Genomic DNA, 17,314 nt, shown 5'->3' with positions numbered 1-17,314 from the left:
AACGGGAGGTCAACCCCCGAAGGGAGCAGGGGACGCATTCGATCGAATGCGTCCCCTGCCGTGTCCGCGCCTGGTTCGGCGTCGACTACGAGGATCCTCCCCGGCGACGGGCGGCGAACTGGCGCGGCTGGACCAGCGGAGCCCGCTGCTGCGGCGGCTGGAACTGCGGGTTCTGGTCGGTCTTGGCGCGCTTCTGCGCACGGCGTGCAGCGCGGTTGGTCGGCTCTGGCGGGGTGTTGTCAGGCATGCGAATGCCTCCTCGAGAAGGTGGCGTGCAAGGACACGGCAGTAGGCAGCCGTGAGAGTAGGACCCGCGCGAGGGTCACCAGAAGATCGCGACACGAGGTCGCTCGCCCAGAAGGCGTGGCAGCGTCTAGAGCGCCGCGGGGCTTCATCAGATGAAGAACATGCCCTCAACGGTAGCGGTGCCGCCGCGCCACGCCAAACGATTTATCCGCGGGCCCGAGCGGCGGCCGCGCCGGCGCCCAGCATCACCAGGATGATCGTCACCATCGCCCACTTGCGCGACTTCGTCAGCGGCGTCGTCTCGGCCGCCAGCGGAAGGTTCTTGCGCGGCTCCGGTTTCTGGCGCGCGGCTCGCACCGGCACCGGTTGCGGTGCCACGGACGGCGGCGCGGACGTCGTCGGAACCGGAGGCGGCACAACGACAGGAGCGGGTGCCGGCGGCGGGGTGGACGTCGGCTTCGGAGCAGGGGGCGGCGGTGGCGGCGGCACCTCGGGGCGCGGCGCGGGCGGTTCGGCGCGCGGTGGCATCGGCGTCGGCAGGCAGCCCGCCGCGTCGATCATGCCCATCTCCGGGCCCTGGGACAGTTCCACCGCGGTGGCACCGGAGATCCGGTAGACGCGGCTGCGGTGCTGGTAGCCGTTGTTGATCGCGTAGACGGTGCCCGCCGAGTCGATCACCACGGCGCCGTAGGTGGACTTGCCGGGCAACTGGGCGATCTCGGTCTTGCTCAGCACCCGCCCCGACACCGGATCGAACGACACGACCTCGCCCGGACCCCAGCCCGCCGCCGACACCCCGGTCAGCTTCCCGCTCGCCGGGTTGACCGTGAAGTCGTCGAGCGTCAGCGCGGGCCAGTCGAGCACCACGGTCCGCACGATCTTGAGGTACGTCGGGCTCTGCGGATCGATGTCGATGGCGTGCAACCGTGCGTTGTCGCGCACGTAGAACGTGGTGCCGACGACCGCGCCTGCCGACACGTCGTCGGTGCGGAACCAGTGAGCGTCAACGGGTCCGAGGTCGTTGACCACGCCCTTCGTGTCGATCAGCACGACGTGCGACGGGTTCTTCCACCAGTGGTGCCCCTTGGAGGTCAGGCCGACCAGGCGGCCCAACGCCGCCGAGTACCCCAGCGCGTTCACCGCGTAGTCCAGGCGGGCTACCTCCGTCACCCCACCGGATGACACGTCGAGCTTCGTCAACGTCGAGAGACCACCCCGATGGGTCGCACGAACTTGAAATGCGTCACAGTTTGCGGCTGCACCATGAGCAACGGCGCTGGTGAACGGCGCGGAAAGTACCAAAAGAGACGAGATACTGCTCAACGCAATCACATTCCGCCGCCACCGGAATGGACTAGTCCGATACGACAACCGGGTAATACTGCTGCCGCCGCGCATTCCCACCTGACCATTACTCGTTAACCAGACCGTGCTGTACCGGCCACAGTAGACCGTGGTCTAATCCCACACCAGAAAGGAGCCGAATTGAGCATTTACGTCTCCGGCCTGCTCTGGGTTCTCGGGGCAGCCGCCATCTCGTCTGTCATCGTCGTCATCGCGCGGCGGTTCGGCTCGGACGAGGTGGGCGAGAAGAACCTCGGCGCCGGCGGCTCGGTGTTCAGCATCGTCGCCGGTCTGCACGCCGTGCTGATCGCGTTCATCCTCATCTCCCTGTTCGACGCGGCCAACGGCGCCGAGGAGCAGGTGCAGAAGGAGGCCAACGCCCTCGTCGCCATCGACTGGGCGTCCGACTCGCTGCCCGAACCCGTGAAGTCCAAAGTAGACCAGCAGATCCGTGACTACGTCTCGATCGTCGTCGACGAGGAGTGGCCCCTCATGCGTGAGGGCGAGAGCGTCGACAACAGGGGCTGGAACACGTTGAACCAGCTGAGGGAGACGATCGCGACGGCCGCGCCGGACGGTGTCTGGCAGGAGGATCGCAAGACCGAGGCCGCGAACCAGCTGTGGGAGGTCTACCAGGCCAGGCAGGAACGGATCGACGCGGCGGGCAACGGCGTCAACCCGGTCGTGTGGCTCGCGCTGCTGATCGGCACCGGGCTCTCGCTGCTGTTCCCGTACCTGTTCGGCGGGCCGAACCTGATCTCGCAGCTGCTGATCACGGTCACGCTGACCTCGACGCTGGTCCTGCTGCTCTTCGCGATCTACCAGCTGCAGAACCCGTTCAGCGGTGGCGTGCACATCCCGCCGGACGCGTTCAGCTCCGCACTGGACCGGCTGAGCTAGCGCGAATCGGTCATTCCGTCCGCTTCCTCGATCTCCACGGACAGCACCTCGCCGTCGATAACCTTCGGCAATACGTCCGTGCGGGCGAAGTAGCGATTTGCAAATGCCCCAACCGCTCTGGTAGAGGCGGCGTCGACGCCACCGCCGATGACGCCGCCCAGTACCGGAACACCCTTCGCCGCGAGCGAACCGATCTTCTTCGTACCGTATTTTGTGATAAGCGCCGCTGCGGCCTTCTTGGTGAACTGCTTGATGCCGACCTTTTTGAACAGCTCGGTGCCCGCATTGCCGAGCAGGCACAGCAGGATGGCCGTCTGCACCTCCTCGCTGTCCACGTCGTGGCCGCGCAACGACGCGATGGACGCGATGAGGTGCGTCTGGATCACATAGGCGGCCGCGATGTTGGACGGCAGCGAGATCGGCAGCGTGATCAGGCCGCCGAGGTTCGTGATGAAGCCCTGCGCGCCCGCCAGCGCCACGTGCGTGCGGATGAGGTGCTTGATCGCGTCGGTCTCGTCGCCCTTCTTGACCAAGGCGTCGGACGCGGCCTCGCGCGCACTCTTGAACGGGCCGAACCCGTCCACACCGGCACGCAGCAGGTAGTCGGCGATGCCCTGCTGGACCCTGTTCAGCTCACCCTTGGACTCAGCCACACCACCGAGATTACGCGTCCAGCTGCCGCAGCGAGGCGTCAACGGTCTGCTCCAGCAGCACAGCGATCGTCGTCGGCCCGACGCCACAGGGCACGGGTGTGATCAGGCCCGCGTGCACCGCGGCGGCCTCGAACTCGACGTCACCGACGTTGCCCTCGTTGTAGCCGGCGTCGATCACCACCGCGCCGGGCTTGATCCAGTCACCCCGCACGAAGCGCGGCTTGCCCACCGCGGCGACCACGATGTCCGCCGTGCGGACGATTTCGGCCAGGCCGGCGGTCTTCGAGTGGCAGATCGTGACCGTGGCGTCGCGTGCCAGCAACAGCATCGCGGCGGGCTTGCCGAGGATCGGGCTGCGGCCGATCACCACCGCGTGCTTGCCCGCGATCTCCACGTCGTAGGCGTCCAGCAGGCGCATGATCCCGCCGGGGGTGCAGGACAGGAACTCGTTGTGCCCGAAGGACATTCCGGCGAACGAGTGCATCGTCACGCCGTCGACGTCCTTGTGCGGCGCGATCGCCTCGAACGCGGCCCGCTCGTCGATGTGACGAGGAACGGGGTGCTGCAACAGGATGCCGTGCACCGCAGGGTCGTCCGACAGCTCCCGGATCCGCGCGACGAGCTCCTCGGTCGTCGTCTCCTCCGGCAGCGCCACGTGGCGGGACTCGAGTCCCGCCTTGTGGCACCGGTTCTGCTTCATCCGCACGTACGTGACCGAAGCCGGGTCTTCGCCGACGATCACCGTGGCCAGGCAAGGCTTGCGGCCGGTGCGCTTGGTGTGGTCCGCGGCCTTCTCGGCCGCCCGCCCGACGATGTCGCGCGCGAGCTCGGTTCCGGACATGAGTGCCATGGGCTGCCTCCGCAGTCGAGGATTCGCCCAGGCGCGCGGCAGGTCAGGTAGGCCGCTCCCCGGTGGTGATCCACCTCTTCGCGCCAGTCACGACCCGTCGTCGAGTGTAGTCACCGCGCCCGTGCTGCCGTCCACGGTGATCCGCTCGCCGGTCTTGATCCTCGTCACAGCCTCACGCACGCCGACCACGGCCGGAATCCCGTACTCCCGCGCGACGACCGCGCCGTGCGAGTTCGCGCCGCCCATCTCCATCACGAGCCCGCCCGCCGTCAGGAACAACGGTGTCCAGCCCGGATCCGTCGAAGGCGCCACGAGGATCTCGCCCGGTTCGAGGTGCGCGCCGACCGGGTCCATCACGACCCGCGCGATGCCGGTGATCGTGCCCGCCGACGCCGGCGTGCCGACGAGATCGCCCTCGACCGGGGCACCGTGGTGCACCGCCTCGGCGTCCGTGCCGTCCGACATCAGCACGCGCGGGATGTGCCTGCGCCGCATCTCGCGGTCGTAGACCTCACGCCGCGCTGCCACGACCGAGCGCAGATCACCTTCCGCAGAACGCATTTCCTCGAAGTTGAGGAAGAAGACGTCGTCCGCCTGCGAGATCCTGCCCTGCGACGCGAGCTGCTCGCCGATCTCCGCGATCCGCCGGCGCAGCTGCCCGAACAGCGTGATGATCAGGTACTTCGGGTACTCCCGCAGCCCGGCCAGCACCCTGGTGCGGCGCAACGCGAAACGCACGAACCAGCCACGTCCGGGGGCCCTCCGCGCGAGCGTCTCGATCATCGCCTCGGCCTCCGCGGCACCACGCGCGAAGACCGCGTCCGCGGCGGCGTTCTCGTCCTCCAGGCGCAGGAAGTTCCGCACGACACCGATGACGTACGCCGGATCGTCGGACCACCGGGGCAGGCCGAGGTCGATCTCCGCGACGGCCCGGTGCCCCCACTTCGCGAGGAACCGATCCAGCGCGGCGGGACGTTCACCGTCCTGGAACTGGCGCAGCGCAACGGGATCGCGCCGGATCTCCTGCGCGAGATCCCACATCGCCATGTCCATCTCGGTGGTGATGTTGTTCGGCAGGCCGCGCAGCACGGTCTGCAGCTCCCCCGGCCGCACCTTCACGACCTTGCCGGCCAGGCCGAGCATCGCGAAGCCGATCAACGCGGTCGGCGCGAGCCGGGGCAGGACCGGGACGACGCACTGCCGCAACGCCTGCTCGATGGAGAGGTTCGCGGCCTTGTCCAGGATCTCCTGTTCCAGCCGCAACGCCTCGCGCGCGGCCTTCTCCGGGTTGGCCAGCGCCTTCCACACGGTCACGGGCACGCGGAACCGGCGGGCGAGCCGCAGCACGCGCTTGAGCGCCGGCCCCGGCGAGGAGTTGCGGATCGCGTACCTCGGGTCGTCGAACAGCCCGCGCAGCACCTGCGACGAGCGCGCCTCCATCACGCCGAGCAGCTTCGTGACGAACTCGCGGCCCACCTTGCTCTGCAACACCTTGGTGACGTCGAAGAAGATCCGCTCACCGGCCTCCACATAGGACTTGCTCGCCGGGTCGCCGATGACGATCTCGAACGCGGACTTGGAGATCTCCCGGAACGCCGCACGTCCCATCGGCGTGATCGGCCGCTCCAGCCCCTGCGCGAGGCTGAAGCAGAAGTAGACGTGGTCGGCGGGGTTGTCGTCCGGCAACGGGAACAACGTCGTGATCGGCCGCGCCTGGGTGAGGTGCAGCTCGCCATCCGCGTCGATCGCCCACTCCGTGTCCTGCGGCGAGCCGTAGTGCTGCTGCACCTTGCGGCCGAGGACGGCGAGCGCGTGGATCTGGCCGTCGGTCAGGCACGGCTCATCGCTCTCGCCGACCTCGACGTGCTCGGTCCCGCCACCGGGGAGTGAGCGGATGAGGAACTTCTTGTCCCCCAGCCGCTTCTCGACGATGTCAGGCCCGTCGACGACGAAGTGGTCGGGGTTGACCGCACCGGAGACGACAGCCTCGCCGAGGCCGGCGCTCGCGTCGATGACGATCTGGTCGCGCGTGCCGGTGACCGGGTTCGCGGTGAACATCACCCCGGACACCTCGGACTGCACCATCCGTTGCACCACAACGGCGAGGTACGTGGTGGTGTGATCGATGCCGTTCGTCTCGCGGTAGCTGACCGCGCGATCGGTCCACAGCGAGGCCCAGCAACGGCGCACCGCGTCGACCACGGCATCCTCGCCGACGACGTTGAGGAACGTGTCCTGCTGGCCGGCGAAGCTCGCGAACGGCAGGTCCTCGGCCGTCGCGCTGGAGCGCACGGCGACCGCGATGTCGTCACCGAGCTTGCGGTACTCGGCGACGATCGCGTCCCGGATGTCCTGCGGCACAGCGGTTTCCACCAACGTCCGGCGGGCGTTCTCCGGGGTCGTGCTCGCCAGCTCGTCGGCTTCCGCGACCATGCGGTAAGCGTCGGTGGTGACGCAGAAGCCCTGCGGCACCGGCAAGCCCGCCCTGGTGAGCTCACCGAGGTTGGCGGCCTTGCCGCCCACGGTGGCGAGCATCGAGCCGTCTATACCGCTGAAATCGATCACGAGCGCCATGGTTACCCCTCCAGGTTCCGCCTGAAGAGGAGGCTACGAGCGTTCGGCCAAAAACTCAACACGTGATGAATAAATCACACCGTAGAGGTAAAGCCCCTGATCAGCGCGACGATCTCGGCCAGGTCCTCCTCCAGCGCGAAGTGCCCGGTGTTCAGCAGGTGCAGCTGGGCGCCTGGGACGTCCCGCAGGTACGCCTTGGCGCCCGGCTCGATGAAGAACGGGTCGCCCCTGCCCCACGCGATCAGCGTCGGCGGCTGGTGTTCGCGCAGGTAGGCCTGCCACTCCGGATACTTGGCGACGTTGGAGTGGTAGTCGAGGAAGAGGTCGATCTGCGGTTCCGGGCGCAGGTCGAGGTAGTGCTGGTCGAGCGTCCAGGTGTCGGGCGAGATCGTCTCGGGGTCGCGCGCGCCTTCGAGGTAGCCGAACTTCGTGTACTCCAGCGCGAGCAGCTCACGGGCGGCCTGCGGGTCGCGGTTGCGGATGAAGCCCCAGGCCAGCTCGGAGAGACCGTCCTCGTAGGCGTTGCCGTTCTGCACGATCAGGCCCTGGATCCACTCGGGGTGGCGGGTCGCGATGCGGAAGCCGACCGGGGCGCCGAAGTCGAAGACGTACATCCGGAACCCCGTGAAACCGATGGTCTCCAGGAACTTCTCGATGGTGTCGGCGAGGAAGTCGAAGCTGTACGGCCGTTGAGGCGCGGCGCTGTGGCCGGAACCCGGATGATCCGGCGCGATCACGTGGAAGTCGTCCTTCAGCTCTTCGATGAGCCTCGCGTACTGGTGCGACGCGGACGGGAAGCCGTGCAGGAGCAACAGCTTGGGCGCGGCCGGGTCGCCCGCCTCCCGGTAGAAGACCTCGATGCCGTCGACGTCGACGAACCGGTGCCGTGTCACATGGATCTTTGTCGTCATGACGCATTAGGCTAATGGTAGATCGGGGTGTTGTACAGTTAGAACGTGCTCGCACTGGACTTCGTCAACACGCTGACGACCGAGGAGGACCGCCTGCCCCAGTGGCTGTCCGAGCAGGGTTTTCCCTGGTCAGACGCGATTCTGAGGCTGCGCGGCCACGTCGAGGCGGCGGTGCTCGCGGCACGGGAGGGCGCCGAGCCCGACCTGGCACCGTTGAACGCGGCTCTGCGCGGTGCACCGGCGCACGACGTGCTGACGTGGTCCGGCGCCGTCGTGGTGACGCGGGAACGGGAGGGCGACGAGATCGCGCGGGCGCTCGCCGTGCTGGCGGGAGCGGCGGCGGACCTGCTGGCGTCACCGGCGGTGCTGAAGGTGAAGAAGTGCGAGGCGCCGACGTGCCGGCTGCTGTTCGTGCCCGCACACCCGCGACGCCGGTGGTGTGATCCCGCGACGTGCGGGAACCGGGTGCGGGTGGCGCGGTACTACCAGCGGCACAAGGACTAGCGGCACAACGACTAGCGGCTCGTCCAGTCCGGCAGCGGCTCGCGTTCCTGCCGCCACTCCTGCGGCGCTGTCGCGATGATGCCGCCGACGATCGCCGCGGTCGTGTCGACGTCACCGCCCGCCCTGACGCACGCCGTGATGGCGGCGCGGTAGTCGTCGAGGTGGTGGGCGGCGACCCAGAGCGTGAACGGCACGGTGTCCTGTGCCGTGACGCGGGAGCCGTTGCCGAGGACGTACGCGGCCTCCTCGGCGTCACCGATCCCGCGTGCTTTCTCGATTCCCTTGCGCACGAACGAATCCTCGAGGTGGTCGAGAACGCTGCCGAGCAGGTCGCGCGGTGGCGTCCCGGTCAGCCGGGCCTTGGCCGCGATGGCCGCCGCGTGTGCCACGGCCACTCCGCCCGCGATGCCCTCCGGGTGCTGGTGCGTCACCTCGCTGGCCCGGATCGCCTGCTCTGTCACGGTTTCCGGGTCGTCCGCGAAGTACGCGCCGAGGGGCGCGATCCGCATCGCGGCGCCGTTGCCGCAGGACCCCTGCCCGCCGAACGCACTGCCGGCCGCCTCTTTCCACGGCGTGCCCTGGCGAATCTTGCGCAGGATGATGAACGCTCCCGCGCCGTACCCGCGGTAAGGCTCACAGCGATCGGCGAAGAGCGCCGCAAGCCGTTGCTGCTCGACTTCGCCGTGGTCGCGAAGCTCGGTGACGAGGTTGCAAGCCATTTCGGTGTCGTCGGTCCACTCCCACGGCCCTCGCGGCGGCTTACCGGCCACGAGGTCGGGCAACGAGCGGCCGACCATGAAGAACTGTGCGCCCAGAGCGTCGCCGACGGAGAGCCCGTCGAGCGAGGCGTATGCGAGGTCCAGGCGCGCACGTGCATGCAGAACTATGCGCATCACCCACCATTTTACCTTGGCGGGCAACACATTTCACGCGAGTACGGTGCCGCCGTCGACCGTGAGGATCGTGCCGGTCGCCCACGGCTGCGTCATCAGGTACAGGTACGCGTGGGCGATCTCCTCGACCTCGCCGACCCGCTGCAGCGGCACCGTCCTGCCGACGTCTGAGTAGAGCTGCTCGGCGTCCGGTCCCCACAGCGGGCTGCGCACCACGCCGGGGCTGACCGCGTTGACCCTGATCGGCGCGAGTTCCACCGCCAGCGCCTTGGTCAACGCCTCAACGGCCCCGCAGATGCTCGCCGCGACCGCCCAGCCCGGTCCTGGGCGGTCCTTCGCGATGCCCGTGGTGAGCGTGATCGAGGTGGTGACGCGCGCGGCGCCCACCGCGTCGAGCACGCCGAAGTACCGCAGCCCGAAGAAGTTCCTGGCGCGGTCCCGGTCGAGGTCCGCGATGGTCATCAACGCCAGGGGCTCCCCCGCCGTGTACACGAGGTGGTCGATCTCGCCGATCTCGCGGAAGAAGGCCTCGACGGCCCCGGGGTCACTCAGGTCGGCCGCGTGCGTGGCGATTCCGGGCTGGGCCTGGGGTTTGCGCGACACGACCGTCACCTCGGCGCCGCCGTCGCGGGCCGCGAGTGCCGTCGCCAGGCCGATTCCCGATGAGCCGCCGAGGATCGCGACCCTTTGTCCGTCCAGTGTGGATTTCATGGCTCCAGCGTGCTCGGCGGGCGGGCACGGCGTCCAAGACCTGCTCGGTCGCCTGTCATACCCTGGAGGTATGGACCTGGACCTGCGCAAGCTCCGGTACTTCGTCGCGGTCGCCGAGCACCTGAACTTCGGCCGTGCCGCCGAGGCTCTGCACATCGCGCAACCCGTGCTGTCACGGCAGATCCGCGCGCTGGAGGCCGAGCTGAAGGTGCAGCTGTTCGACCGTTCGTCGAAGGGCACCGCGCTGACGGCCGCGGGCGAGAGCCTGCTGGAGGACGCCCGGCCGTTGCTGACGCAGGCGTCGGCGCTGCTGCGACGGGTCGGCGTGGCGGACTCGTTCACCATCGGGTTCATGCCCGGCCTGATCGTGACGCCCGCGGCGCGGCTCATGGCGAAGCGACACCCCGGCCTGCGCGTGGACGTGTTGCGCACGACGTGGGAGGACCAGGTCGAGGTGATCCACGACGGCCGGGTCGACGTCGGTTACGTGCGGCTACCGGTGCCGCTGGAGGGTTTGCGGCACGTGCCGGTGCTCACCGAGCCGCGGGTGGCCGTGGTGCCCGCGACGCATCGCTTGGCGGGCAAGGAAAGCGTGCTGGAGGCGGACCTGTCCGGCGAACGGCGCGTGCAGCACACCGACCCGCCGGGGTTCAGATCCGTCGAGGAGAAGCTGGAACACGTCGCGATGCACGGCGGCGTCGCGATCCTGCCGTTGTCGACCGCGGTGTTCTACTCGCGCGAGGACCTGGTGCACGTGCCGATCGAGGACATCACGCCGAACGAGGTGGCGCTGGCGTGGGCGGAACACCGGCACACGCCGTTGATCGCCGAGTTCATCGAGATTGCCCGGCAGGTGTGAAGACGAAGCTGTCGCGGAAGCCGCCGTCACCGCGGCGCGTCGCCATCAGTCGCAGCTCCGGCAGGAAGTGGAAGAAGACCAACGACCCGGACCGGTCCGGATAGCCGAGCGTCTTCGAGTACTTCGGATTCGTGCCGCCCAGCCACAACGGCGGCTCGCCGTACTCCGCCACCACGTCGTCGAGCACCCGGTCCCGCTGCCCCAGCACACCGGGGATCCAGCTGTCCGCGTCGAGACTCAGCCAGCCGTGCCGGTGCGCGAGATCCGCGTACACCGACGCCATGACGTCCTCGCTGCGGTGGCCCAGCGCCTCCTGCACCGCGCCACTCACCATCGCCGCGTTCGCCGCGCCCCGCTTCACCAACGCGTCGAGCTCGGCCTGCCACCTGTCCGTGCGGTCGTCGGCGAACGCCAGCGCGTCGAGCAGGGTGAGGATCACCGGCTCGCCGCCGTACATGCCGGGGCGGCGGACTGCGGCGTTGAGCTGGCCGAGCAGGTAACCGCGTAAGTCGTCGAACGAGCGCATTCCGGTTGTTCTATCAGTTGCGCGAAGGTGAAACGCAATCGCCTCCGCGACCGACAGGAAGGTCAACTCACACTGGGGAGAGCGCATGGGCGTAGGCAACGAACAGGTCGTCGCGTACTGGGTCGAGCACGAGTTGGACCTGACCATCGACTGGAGCGAAGCCCACGAACGGTGCTGGCGCTGCGGCACCAAGTCAGGGCTGGAGAGGTGTCGCATCGTGTCCGCTGCACTGGGCGGCACCGACACGGTCGACAACATGGTCCTGCTGTGCGGCCGATGCCGTCGCGAGGCGCCGAGCCACCAGGATCCCCAGTACCTGTGGCGATGGCTGCGGGCGACGTCCGTCTCGTCCCCCGACGTCTACTGGACGATGCGCGGCTGGAAGGAGTTCGAGGTCATCTTCGGCCGCAAGCCGCTGGAATGCTTCGAGGAAGCGCCGGTCGACCACCGCGCGCTGAACGCCGAATGTCGTGCGCTGGCAGCGGACGAGTTCGCGAAGACCGTCTTCCAGTTCGGGGAGGGCCGGCTCAACCCGTCGACCATCGCGTGTGTGATCGCGGAGATCGAGAAGAAGCTGGCGAACCGGCACGGCATCAGACTGCCGTGACGGTCCGCTCAGTGGTCGCTGACGTCGACCAGGAGGGCTGGAACCCACAGGAAGACCTTCGGATCGCCCAGTCCGGAAGCCAGACAGACAAGGCAGAGCCGGGGCGCCACAGCCCCGGCTCTGACCAGGATCAGCTGCAGCCGGACGTGCTGCCGCAGCCCTCGCACAGGTAGCAGGACCCGGCCGGACGCATCTTCGTGCCACAGGTCATGCACAGCGGCGCGTCAGCGGCCTTGCCCAGGTGCAGCTCGAGCAGCTCGGTGGAGCTGCCGACGTGCTTGGGCGCCTCGACCTGAGCCGGAGCCGCCTCCACCGAGCCGCGCAGACCCTCGAGGTCCACATCGGACGAAGGCGCGCCGTACTCGTTGGCCACCTGCGCGGAACGCTCGTCGGCGGTGAAGATGCCGAGCTGCGCGCGCTTGTCGTACGGCAGGTAGTCCAGCGCCAGGCGGCGGAACAGGTAGTCCAGCACGGACGTCGCGATGCGCACGTCCGGGTCGTCGGTCATGCCCGCCGGCTCGAAGCGCAGGTTCTGGAACTTCGAGACGTAGAACTCCAGCGGGATGCCGTACTGCAGACCCACCGAGATGGACATCGAGAACGCGTCCATCACGCCGGCCAGCGTGGAACCCTGCTTGCCCAGCTTGACGAAGATCTCGCCGAGGCCGTTGTCCGGGTAGGAGCCGGCGTGCAGGTAGCCCTCGGCGCCACCGACCGTGAACGACACGGTCTGCGACGGGCGCTTCTTCGGCAGGCGCTTGCGGACCGGGCGGTACTCGACGACCGTCTCGGTCTTGGCCTCGGCGCCCTTGTTCGCGCCCTTGCCCGCGGACAACGGCTGGCCGACCTTGCAGTTGTCGCGGTAGATCGCGAGCGCCTTCAGGCCGAGCTTCCAGCCCTGGTAGTAGATCTCCTCGACCTCTTCGACGGTCGCCGACTCCGGCATGTTGACCGTCTTGGAGATCGCGCCGGACAGGAACGGCTGCGTGGCCGCCATCATCCGCACGTGGCCCATCGGCGCGATGGAACGCTCGCCCATCGCGCAGTCGAAGACCTCGTAGTGCTCGCGGCGCAGGCCCGGCGCGTCGACGACGTGGCCGTGCTCGCCGATGAACTCGACGATCGCCTCGATCTGCTCGTCCTGGTAGCCCAGGGACTTCAGCGCGCGCGGCACCGTCTGGTTGACGATCTGCATCGAGCCGCCGCCGACGAGCTTCTTGAACTTGACCAGGGCCAGGTCCGGCTCGATTCCGGTGGTGTCGCAGTCCATCATCAGGCCGATGGTGCCGGTCGGGGCCAGCACGGACGCCTGGGCGTTGCGCCAGCCGTTCTTCGCGCCGATCTCCAGGGCCTGCTGCCACGCCTCGGTCGAGACCTTGTGCGTCGCGGCGTCGTTTCCGCCGTACGTGCGGATCAGGTCGTTCGCGGCGGCGTGCTTGCGCATGACGCGCTGGTGCGCCGTCTCGTTGCGCTTGTAGCCGTCGTACGCGCCGACGATGCCCGCGAGCTCCGCGGAACGGCGGTAGGACACACCGGTCATCAACGAGGTGATGGTCGCGGCGAGCGCGCGGCCGCCCTCGGAGTCGTACGCGTGACCCGTCGCCATGAGCAGCGCGCCGAGGTTGGCGTAGCCGATGCCGAGCTGGCGGAACTTGCGGGTCGTCTCCGCGATCGGCTCGGTCGGGAAGTCCGCGAAGCAGATCGAGATGTCCATCGCGGTGATGATCAGCTCGACGGCCTTGGCGAACGTGACGGCGTCGAACCTGCCGTCGTCACCGAGGAACTTCATCAGGTTCAGCGACGCGAGGTTGCAGCTCGAGTTGTCGAGGTGCATGTACTCCGAGCACGGGTTGGACGCGGTGATGCGGCCCGACTCGGGGCAGGTGTGCCAGTCGTTGATCGTGTCGTCGTACTGGATGCCGGGGTCGGCACAGGCCCACGCCGCCTGCGCGAGCTTGCCGAACAGCGACTTGGCGTCGACGCGCTCGATGACCTCACCGGTCTGACGGGCGCGCAGGCCGAAGTCGGCGCCGCCCTCGTAGGCGTGCATGAACTCGTCCGACACGCGGATCGAGTTGTTCGCGTTCTGGTACTGCACCGACACGATGTCCGCGCCGCCGAGGTCCATGTCGAACCCGGCGTCGCGCAGCGCGCGGATCTTGTTCTCTTCCTTCGCCTTGGTCTCGATGAACTCCTCGACGTCCGGGTGGTCGACGTCGAGCACGACCATCTTGGCCGCGCGGCGGGTGGCGCCACCGGACTTGATGGTGCCCGCGGACGCGTCGGCGCCGCGCATGAACGACACCGGGCCGGACGCGGTGCCGCCGGAGGACAGCAGCTCCTTGGAGGAACGGATGCGCGAGAGGTTGAGGCCGGCACCGGAGCCGCCCTTGAAGATCAGGCCCTCCTCGCGGTACCAGTTCAGGATCGACTCCATGGTGTCGTCGACCGCGAGGATGAAGCACGCGCTGACCTGCTGCGGCGAGCTGGTGCCGACGTTGAACCACACCGGCGAGTTGAAGCTGAACACCTGGTGCAGAAGCATGTAGGTGAGCTCGTGCTCGAAGATCTCGGCGTCCGCTTCGACCGCGAAGTAGCCGTGCTCCTTGCCCGCGCCCACGTAGGTCTTCACGACGCGGTCGATCAGCTGGCGCAGCGACTGCTCGCGCTTCTCGCTGCCGACGGCACCGCGGAAGTACTTGCTGGTGACGATGTTGGTGGCGTTCACCGACCAGAACTCGGGGAACTCGACACCGCGCTGCTCGAAGTTCACCGAGCCGTCGCGCCAGTTCGTCATGACGACGTCGCGGCGCTCCCAGGTGACCTCGTCATAGGGGTGGCGGCCTTCGGTGGTGTAGACGCGCTGGACCTTCAGCGCGGCAGGCTTCGCAGCCGCCCGTGCGGCTGTCTTCTTGGCTGAGCCGCCGACGGTCTCGGTCACGGTGGATCTCCCTCGTACTGGTGCTTAGAAAAGATGATGTAGGCGCGCGCTCTAGTGCACGCGGATCACTGCTCGGCCTGTGCGTCCTGGGCCCGAGCGGTGCGAAGATCAAGAATCTCCTTCTCGAAGTCCTCGACGGACGAGAAGGATCTGTAGACGCTCGCGAACCGGAGGTAAGCGACTTCGTCGAGCTCACGCAGGGGGCCGAGAATGGCGAGGCCCACCTCGTGACTGGGGATTTCCGCGCATCCCGTCGACCGGATCGACTCTTCCACTCGCTGGGCGAGTTGCTGGAACGCGTCCTCGTCGACCGGGCGGCCCTGGCACGCCCTGCGCACACCGACGACCACCTTGTCGCGGCTGAAGGGCTCCGTCACCCCGGAGCGCTTGACCACGGCGAGGACCGCTTCCTCGACCGTGGTGAACCTGCGACTGCAGCCGTTGCAGGAGCGGCGACGACGGATCACCTGTCCCTCGTCGACCTCACGGGAGTCAACGACCCGTGAGTCCGAATGGCGGCAAAACGGACACCGCACGCCACCTCACCCCTTCCCGGCGCAGCACCCGTCGCAGCAGCCGCACCGGTCGGGTCACCCACAACCTGTGGACTACTTACAACGGTGTAACCACTAGATGTAGGGGTAGAACCTAGATCGCAGCGGACGCCGACGCAACTCGACACGGCGCGTCGCGTGTCACTCGCTTGGAGGAACCGCAGCCGATCAGGGGCGATTACACAACGACGCCCGCCCATGACGGAGAGAAAACGTCACGGCGGGCGCTCAGACACAAGATGTAGGGGCGGCCCTACGGCGTGACCCCCACCTGCTGGAGGTAGAGCACGCCGAGAGCGATGACCGTCAGGGCGCTCAGCACGCCGACGGCGATGAGCTCGAGCGTCGACTCGCGCTTGGGCCGGACGTTGCACGAACTGGACTCGCGCGACACGGGCACCACGACCGGGCGCGGCCTCGTGGCCGGGCGCCGCGGCATGACGCGAGGCCCCGAACGGAGTGGACGCCCCGCTGCGACGTCCGCGTCCTCGACAACGCGCAACCGCTTCTCGACGAGCACCGCCATGACGACCTCCATCGCAGGTCAACCACCATGATCGAACAGGGGTTCGATCGAACGTCCGTGCGAATTTCTACCAGAACGACCCGCCGAACGCCACAACACGCGCCCAAATACCTCGAACAGGTGTTTGATCTGTGCAGCAAACACGACTACCGTCGACCACGAAGATCGACGGAGGCCGGAATCCCATTCGAACTGGGGGCGGCGAGGAGGACAGCGACCGTGGCAGGCAAGACGATCGACCCGGACCCCGCTCTTGTAACGGCTGAGGTAAGTGAGATCGCGGGCAACGCCGGCCTGACCCTGCGCCAGCGCAAGGTGCTCGACGTGATTCGCGATTGGGTCGACCGCTTCGGCTACCCGCCGAGCGTGCGAGAGATCGGTGAGGCCGTCGGCCTGACCTCGACGTCGTCGGTGGCGTACCAGCTGCGCGCGTTGGAGCGGAAGGGTTTCCTGCGCCGCGACGCGAACCGCCCGCGTGCGGTGGGCATGCTGCCGTCCGAGATCGACCCGGGCCTCGACCCGATGTCCAAGCCGACGCCGGCGTACGTGCCGATGCTCGGTCGCATCGCGGCCGGTGGCCCGATCCTGGCGGAGGAGTCGATCGAGGACGTGTTCCCGCTGCCACGCGAGATCGTCGGCGAGGGTGAGCTGTTCCTGCTGCGCGTCGTGGGTGACTCGATGGTCGACGCCGCGATCACCGACGGCGACTGGGTCGTGATCCGCAAGCAGCCGACCGCCGACCAGGGCGAGATCGTCGCCGCCATGATCGACGGCGAGGCGACCGTGAAGACGTTCAAGCGCAAGGACGGGCACGTGTGGCTGCTGCCGCACAACACGGCCTACGAACCGATCAACGGCGACGAGGCCACGATCCTCGGCAAGGTCGTCACCGTGCTCAGGCGTCTCCCCTAGCCTTTTTCTTCTTCTCGAAGAAGTCGAGCCACTTCTTCCTGGTGGACTCCATGTCCGTCACGACGAACGCGAAGAACTGGCCCATGTCCTTGAGGCGCGCGCCCACTGGCGTGCCGAGACCGAAGATCTCGGCACCGTCCAGTGCGGTGTGCGCCCACACGGAGTTGCGCTCGGCGCTGGACAGCCACGCGCGGTACCAGAGGTCGTCGTCGAGGAAGTAGCGCATGCGTTTGCCGTCGCGCTCGCTGCGCAACAGTCCCAGGTCCTGCAGGTAGGCCGTCGAGCGCGACACCGTGCCGGGGCTGACCGAGAGCCTGAGCACCAGTTCGGTCGCGGACAGACTGCCCTTGTCGACCATGAAGATCTCGGCCAGGATCCGCGCGGCCGTCTTCGGGATGCCGGTCTGCGCGAACGACGCGACCAGCCTCAGGTGGAACTCCTGCACCTCGCCGGGACTGCGCCCGAACGAGTACGCCTCCTCGTCGACGTCCAGATCGTCGACCGCGGGCATCCGGCGCATCGCGCGCTCGCTCGCGGCCCGGTGCGCCGCCCCCGGCCGGTAGTTGTTGTGGCCGCCGTTGCGGACGACTTCGCGCTGGATCGTGGACGCGGGCCTTTGCAACCGCCTCCCGATTTCGGAGTACCCCAGCCCGTCCCACAGCCACTGGGCGATGAGCTGCCGTTCTTCCTCGTCTAGCCGTTTACCAGGCACTACTTCATGGTGCCTTGCGCGTCAGGCCATTGCAATGAGTCTTTTGACTTCGTCCGCAAACGTTTTTAGCTTGCAGGTAGGGGAAAGACCT

18 protein-coding genes and 1 riboswitch are annotated in these 17,314 nt (G+C 68.0%); of the genes, 5 read left to right on the top strand and 13 right to left on the bottom strand.

Annotated features, from left to right (window positions below):
• Positions 1 to 85: 85 nt before the first annotated feature.
• Positions 86 to 247, bottom strand: coding sequence for a hypothetical protein (locus tag ACIA8G_RS33630; protein WP_396422736.1), 162 nt, complete (start codon positions 245 to 247; stop codon positions 86 to 88).
• A gap of 203 nt (positions 248 to 450) precedes the next feature.
• Positions 451 to 1,416, bottom strand: coding sequence for a DUF6923 family protein (locus ACIA8G_RS33625; RefSeq protein WP_396422735.1), 966 nt, complete (start codon positions 1,414 to 1,416; stop codon positions 451 to 453).
• A 315-nt stretch (positions 1,417 to 1,731) separates the two neighbouring features.
• Between ACIA8G_RS33625 and ACIA8G_RS33620 the strand changes: the two genes are divergently transcribed.
• Entirely contained in the window at positions 1,732 to 2,490 is a 759-nt protein-coding gene (locus ACIA8G_RS33620) for a DUF4239 domain-containing protein (RefSeq protein WP_396422734.1), read from the top strand.
• On the opposite strand, the gene ACIA8G_RS33615 is transcribed toward ACIA8G_RS33620, so the two are convergent.
• The 4 genes from ACIA8G_RS33615 to ACIA8G_RS33600 form a co-directional block, all read right to left on the bottom strand.
• Entirely contained in the window at positions 2,487 to 3,143 is a 657-nt protein-coding gene (locus ACIA8G_RS33615; RefSeq protein WP_396422733.1) for an EcsC family protein, read from the bottom strand. The two genes, ACIA8G_RS33620 and ACIA8G_RS33615, sit on opposite strands and share 4 nt — an antisense overlap.
• Before the next feature lie 10 nt (positions 3,144 to 3,153).
• Entirely contained in the window at positions 3,154 to 3,993 is an 840-nt protein-coding gene (locus ACIA8G_RS33610; protein WP_396422732.1) for a bifunctional 5,10-methylenetetrahydrofolate dehydrogenase/5,10-methenyltetrahydrofolate cyclohydrolase, read from the bottom strand.
• A gap of 18 nt (positions 3,994 to 4,011) precedes the next feature.
• Positions 4,012 to 4,094, bottom strand: a riboswitch (ZMP/ZTP riboswitch).
• The gene (locus tag ACIA8G_RS33605) at positions 4,081 to 6,567 is read right to left on the bottom strand and encodes a PEP/pyruvate-binding domain-containing protein (RefSeq protein ID WP_396422731.1); all 2,487 of its coding nucleotides are present in this window, start codon (positions 6,565 to 6,567) and stop codon (positions 4,081 to 4,083) included. It overlaps the preceding riboswitch by 14 nt.
• 74 nt (positions 6,568 to 6,641) lie before the next feature.
• The gene (locus ACIA8G_RS33600; RefSeq protein WP_396422730.1) at positions 6,642 to 7,478 is read right to left on the bottom strand and encodes an alpha/beta fold hydrolase; all 837 of its coding nucleotides are present in this window, start codon (positions 7,476 to 7,478) and stop codon (positions 6,642 to 6,644) included.
• Between the two features lie 45 nt (positions 7,479 to 7,523).
• On the opposite strand from ACIA8G_RS33600, the gene ACIA8G_RS33595 reads away from it, so the two are divergent.
• Positions 7,524 to 7,982, top strand: a complete 459-nt coding sequence (locus ACIA8G_RS33595; protein ID WP_396422729.1) for a CGNR zinc finger domain-containing protein — start codon at positions 7,524 to 7,526, stop codon at positions 7,980 to 7,982.
• An 11-nt stretch (positions 7,983 to 7,993) separates the two neighbouring features.
• On the opposite strand, the gene ACIA8G_RS33590 is transcribed toward ACIA8G_RS33595, so the two are convergent.
• Positions 7,994 to 8,875, bottom strand: coding sequence for an ADP-ribosylglycohydrolase family protein (locus tag ACIA8G_RS33590; RefSeq protein WP_396422728.1), 882 nt, complete (start codon positions 8,873 to 8,875; stop codon positions 7,994 to 7,996).
• A 33-nt stretch (positions 8,876 to 8,908) separates the two neighbouring features.
• The gene (locus ACIA8G_RS33585) at positions 8,909 to 9,586 is read right to left on the bottom strand and encodes an SDR family oxidoreductase (protein ID WP_396422727.1); all 678 of its coding nucleotides are present in this window, start codon (positions 9,584 to 9,586) and stop codon (positions 8,909 to 8,911) included.
• A 70-nt stretch (positions 9,587 to 9,656) separates the two neighbouring features.
• On the opposite strand from ACIA8G_RS33585, the gene ACIA8G_RS33580 reads away from it, so the two are divergent.
• Positions 9,657 to 10,445, top strand: coding sequence for a LysR family transcriptional regulator (locus ACIA8G_RS33580; protein WP_396422726.1), 789 nt, complete (start codon positions 9,657 to 9,659; stop codon positions 10,443 to 10,445).
• Here the strand turns inward: ACIA8G_RS33580 and ACIA8G_RS33575 are convergent.
• A complete protein-coding gene (locus ACIA8G_RS33575; RefSeq protein WP_396422725.1) occupies positions 10,420 to 10,971 on the bottom strand; it encodes a hypothetical protein in 552 nt (183 codons plus the stop codon). The genes ACIA8G_RS33580 and ACIA8G_RS33575 overlap by 26 nt on opposite strands.
• A gap of 85 nt (positions 10,972 to 11,056) precedes the next feature.
• On the opposite strand from ACIA8G_RS33575, the gene ACIA8G_RS33570 reads away from it, so the two are divergent.
• Positions 11,057 to 11,578, top strand: coding sequence for an HNH endonuclease (locus ACIA8G_RS33570; RefSeq protein ID WP_396422724.1), 522 nt, complete (start codon positions 11,057 to 11,059; stop codon positions 11,576 to 11,578).
• A gap of 130 nt (positions 11,579 to 11,708) precedes the next feature.
• Here ACIA8G_RS33570 and ACIA8G_RS33565 read toward each other — a convergent pair whose 3' ends face one another.
• The 3 genes from ACIA8G_RS33565 to ACIA8G_RS33555 all read right to left on the bottom strand — a co-directional run bounded on the left by ACIA8G_RS33565 (position 11,709) and on the right by ACIA8G_RS33555 (position 15,611).
• Positions 11,709 to 14,519, bottom strand: a complete 2,811-nt coding sequence (locus tag ACIA8G_RS33565) for a vitamin B12-dependent ribonucleotide reductase (protein WP_396422723.1) — start codon at positions 14,517 to 14,519, stop codon at positions 11,709 to 11,711.
• A gap of 65 nt (positions 14,520 to 14,584) precedes the next feature.
• Positions 14,585 to 15,055 carry a transcriptional regulator NrdR gene (nrdR, locus tag ACIA8G_RS33560; protein ID WP_396422722.1) on the bottom strand — a complete coding sequence of 157 codons (471 nt, stop codon included), beginning with the start codon at positions 15,053 to 15,055 and terminating at the stop codon, positions 14,585 to 14,587.
• A gap of 271 nt (positions 15,056 to 15,326) precedes the next feature.
• Complete coding sequence (locus ACIA8G_RS33555) at positions 15,327 to 15,611, bottom strand: hypothetical protein (protein ID WP_396422721.1); 285 nt, start codon at positions 15,609 to 15,611, stop codon at positions 15,327 to 15,329.
• Positions 15,612 to 15,833: 222 nt separating this feature from the next.
• Between ACIA8G_RS33555 and lexA the strand changes: the two genes are divergently transcribed.
• A complete protein-coding gene (gene lexA, locus ACIA8G_RS33550) occupies positions 15,834 to 16,511 on the top strand; it encodes a transcriptional repressor LexA (protein WP_396422848.1) in 678 nt (225 codons plus the stop codon).
• Here lexA and ACIA8G_RS33545 read toward each other — a convergent pair.
• A complete protein-coding gene (locus tag ACIA8G_RS33545; RefSeq protein ID WP_396422720.1) occupies positions 16,495 to 17,223 on the bottom strand; it encodes a helix-turn-helix domain-containing protein in 729 nt (242 codons plus the stop codon). The two genes, lexA and ACIA8G_RS33545, sit on opposite strands and share 17 nt — an antisense overlap.
• Positions 17,224 to 17,314: the final 91 nt, after the last annotated feature.

Source organism: Lentzea sp. NPDC051213 (assembly GCF_044455585.1).
Lineage (GTDB): Bacteria > Actinomycetota > Actinomycetes > Mycobacteriales > Pseudonocardiaceae > Lentzea.
This window is presented reverse-complemented; position numbering and strand designations above follow the sequence as displayed.

Coding starts and splice junctions, on each gene's coding strand:
- ACIA8G_RS33630 (WP_396422736.1), bottom strand. CDS start 247: ATGCCTGACAACACCCCGCCAGAGCCGACCAACCGCGCTGCACGCCGT.
- ACIA8G_RS33610 (WP_396422732.1), bottom strand. CDS start 3,993: ATGGCACTCATGTCCGGAACCGAGCTCGCGCGCGACATCGTCGGGCGG.
- ACIA8G_RS33605 (WP_396422731.1), bottom strand. CDS start 6,567: ATGGCGCTCGTGATCGATTTCAGCGGTATAGACGGCTCGATGCTCGCC.
- ACIA8G_RS33600 (WP_396422730.1), bottom strand. CDS start 7,478: ATGACGACAAAGATCCATGTGACACGGCACCGGTTCGTCGACGTCGAC.
- ACIA8G_RS33590 (WP_396422728.1), bottom strand. CDS start 8,875: ATGCGCATAGTTCTGCATGCACGTGCGCGCCTGGACCTCGCATACGCC.
- ACIA8G_RS33585 (WP_396422727.1), bottom strand. CDS start 9,586: ATGAAATCCACACTGGACGGACAAAGGGTCGCGATCCTCGGCGGCTCA.
- ACIA8G_RS33580 (WP_396422726.1), top strand. CDS start 9,657: ATGGACCTGGACCTGCGCAAGCTCCGGTACTTCGTCGCGGTCGCCGAG.
- ACIA8G_RS33575 (WP_396422725.1), bottom strand. CDS start 10,971: ATGCGCTCGTTCGACGACTTACGCGGTTACCTGCTCGGCCAGCTCAAC.
- ACIA8G_RS33570 (WP_396422724.1), top strand. CDS start 11,057: ATGGGCGTAGGCAACGAACAGGTCGTCGCGTACTGGGTCGAGCACGAG.
- ACIA8G_RS33555 (WP_396422721.1), bottom strand. CDS start 15,611: ATGGAGGTCGTCATGGCGGTGCTCGTCGAGAAGCGGTTGCGCGTTGTC.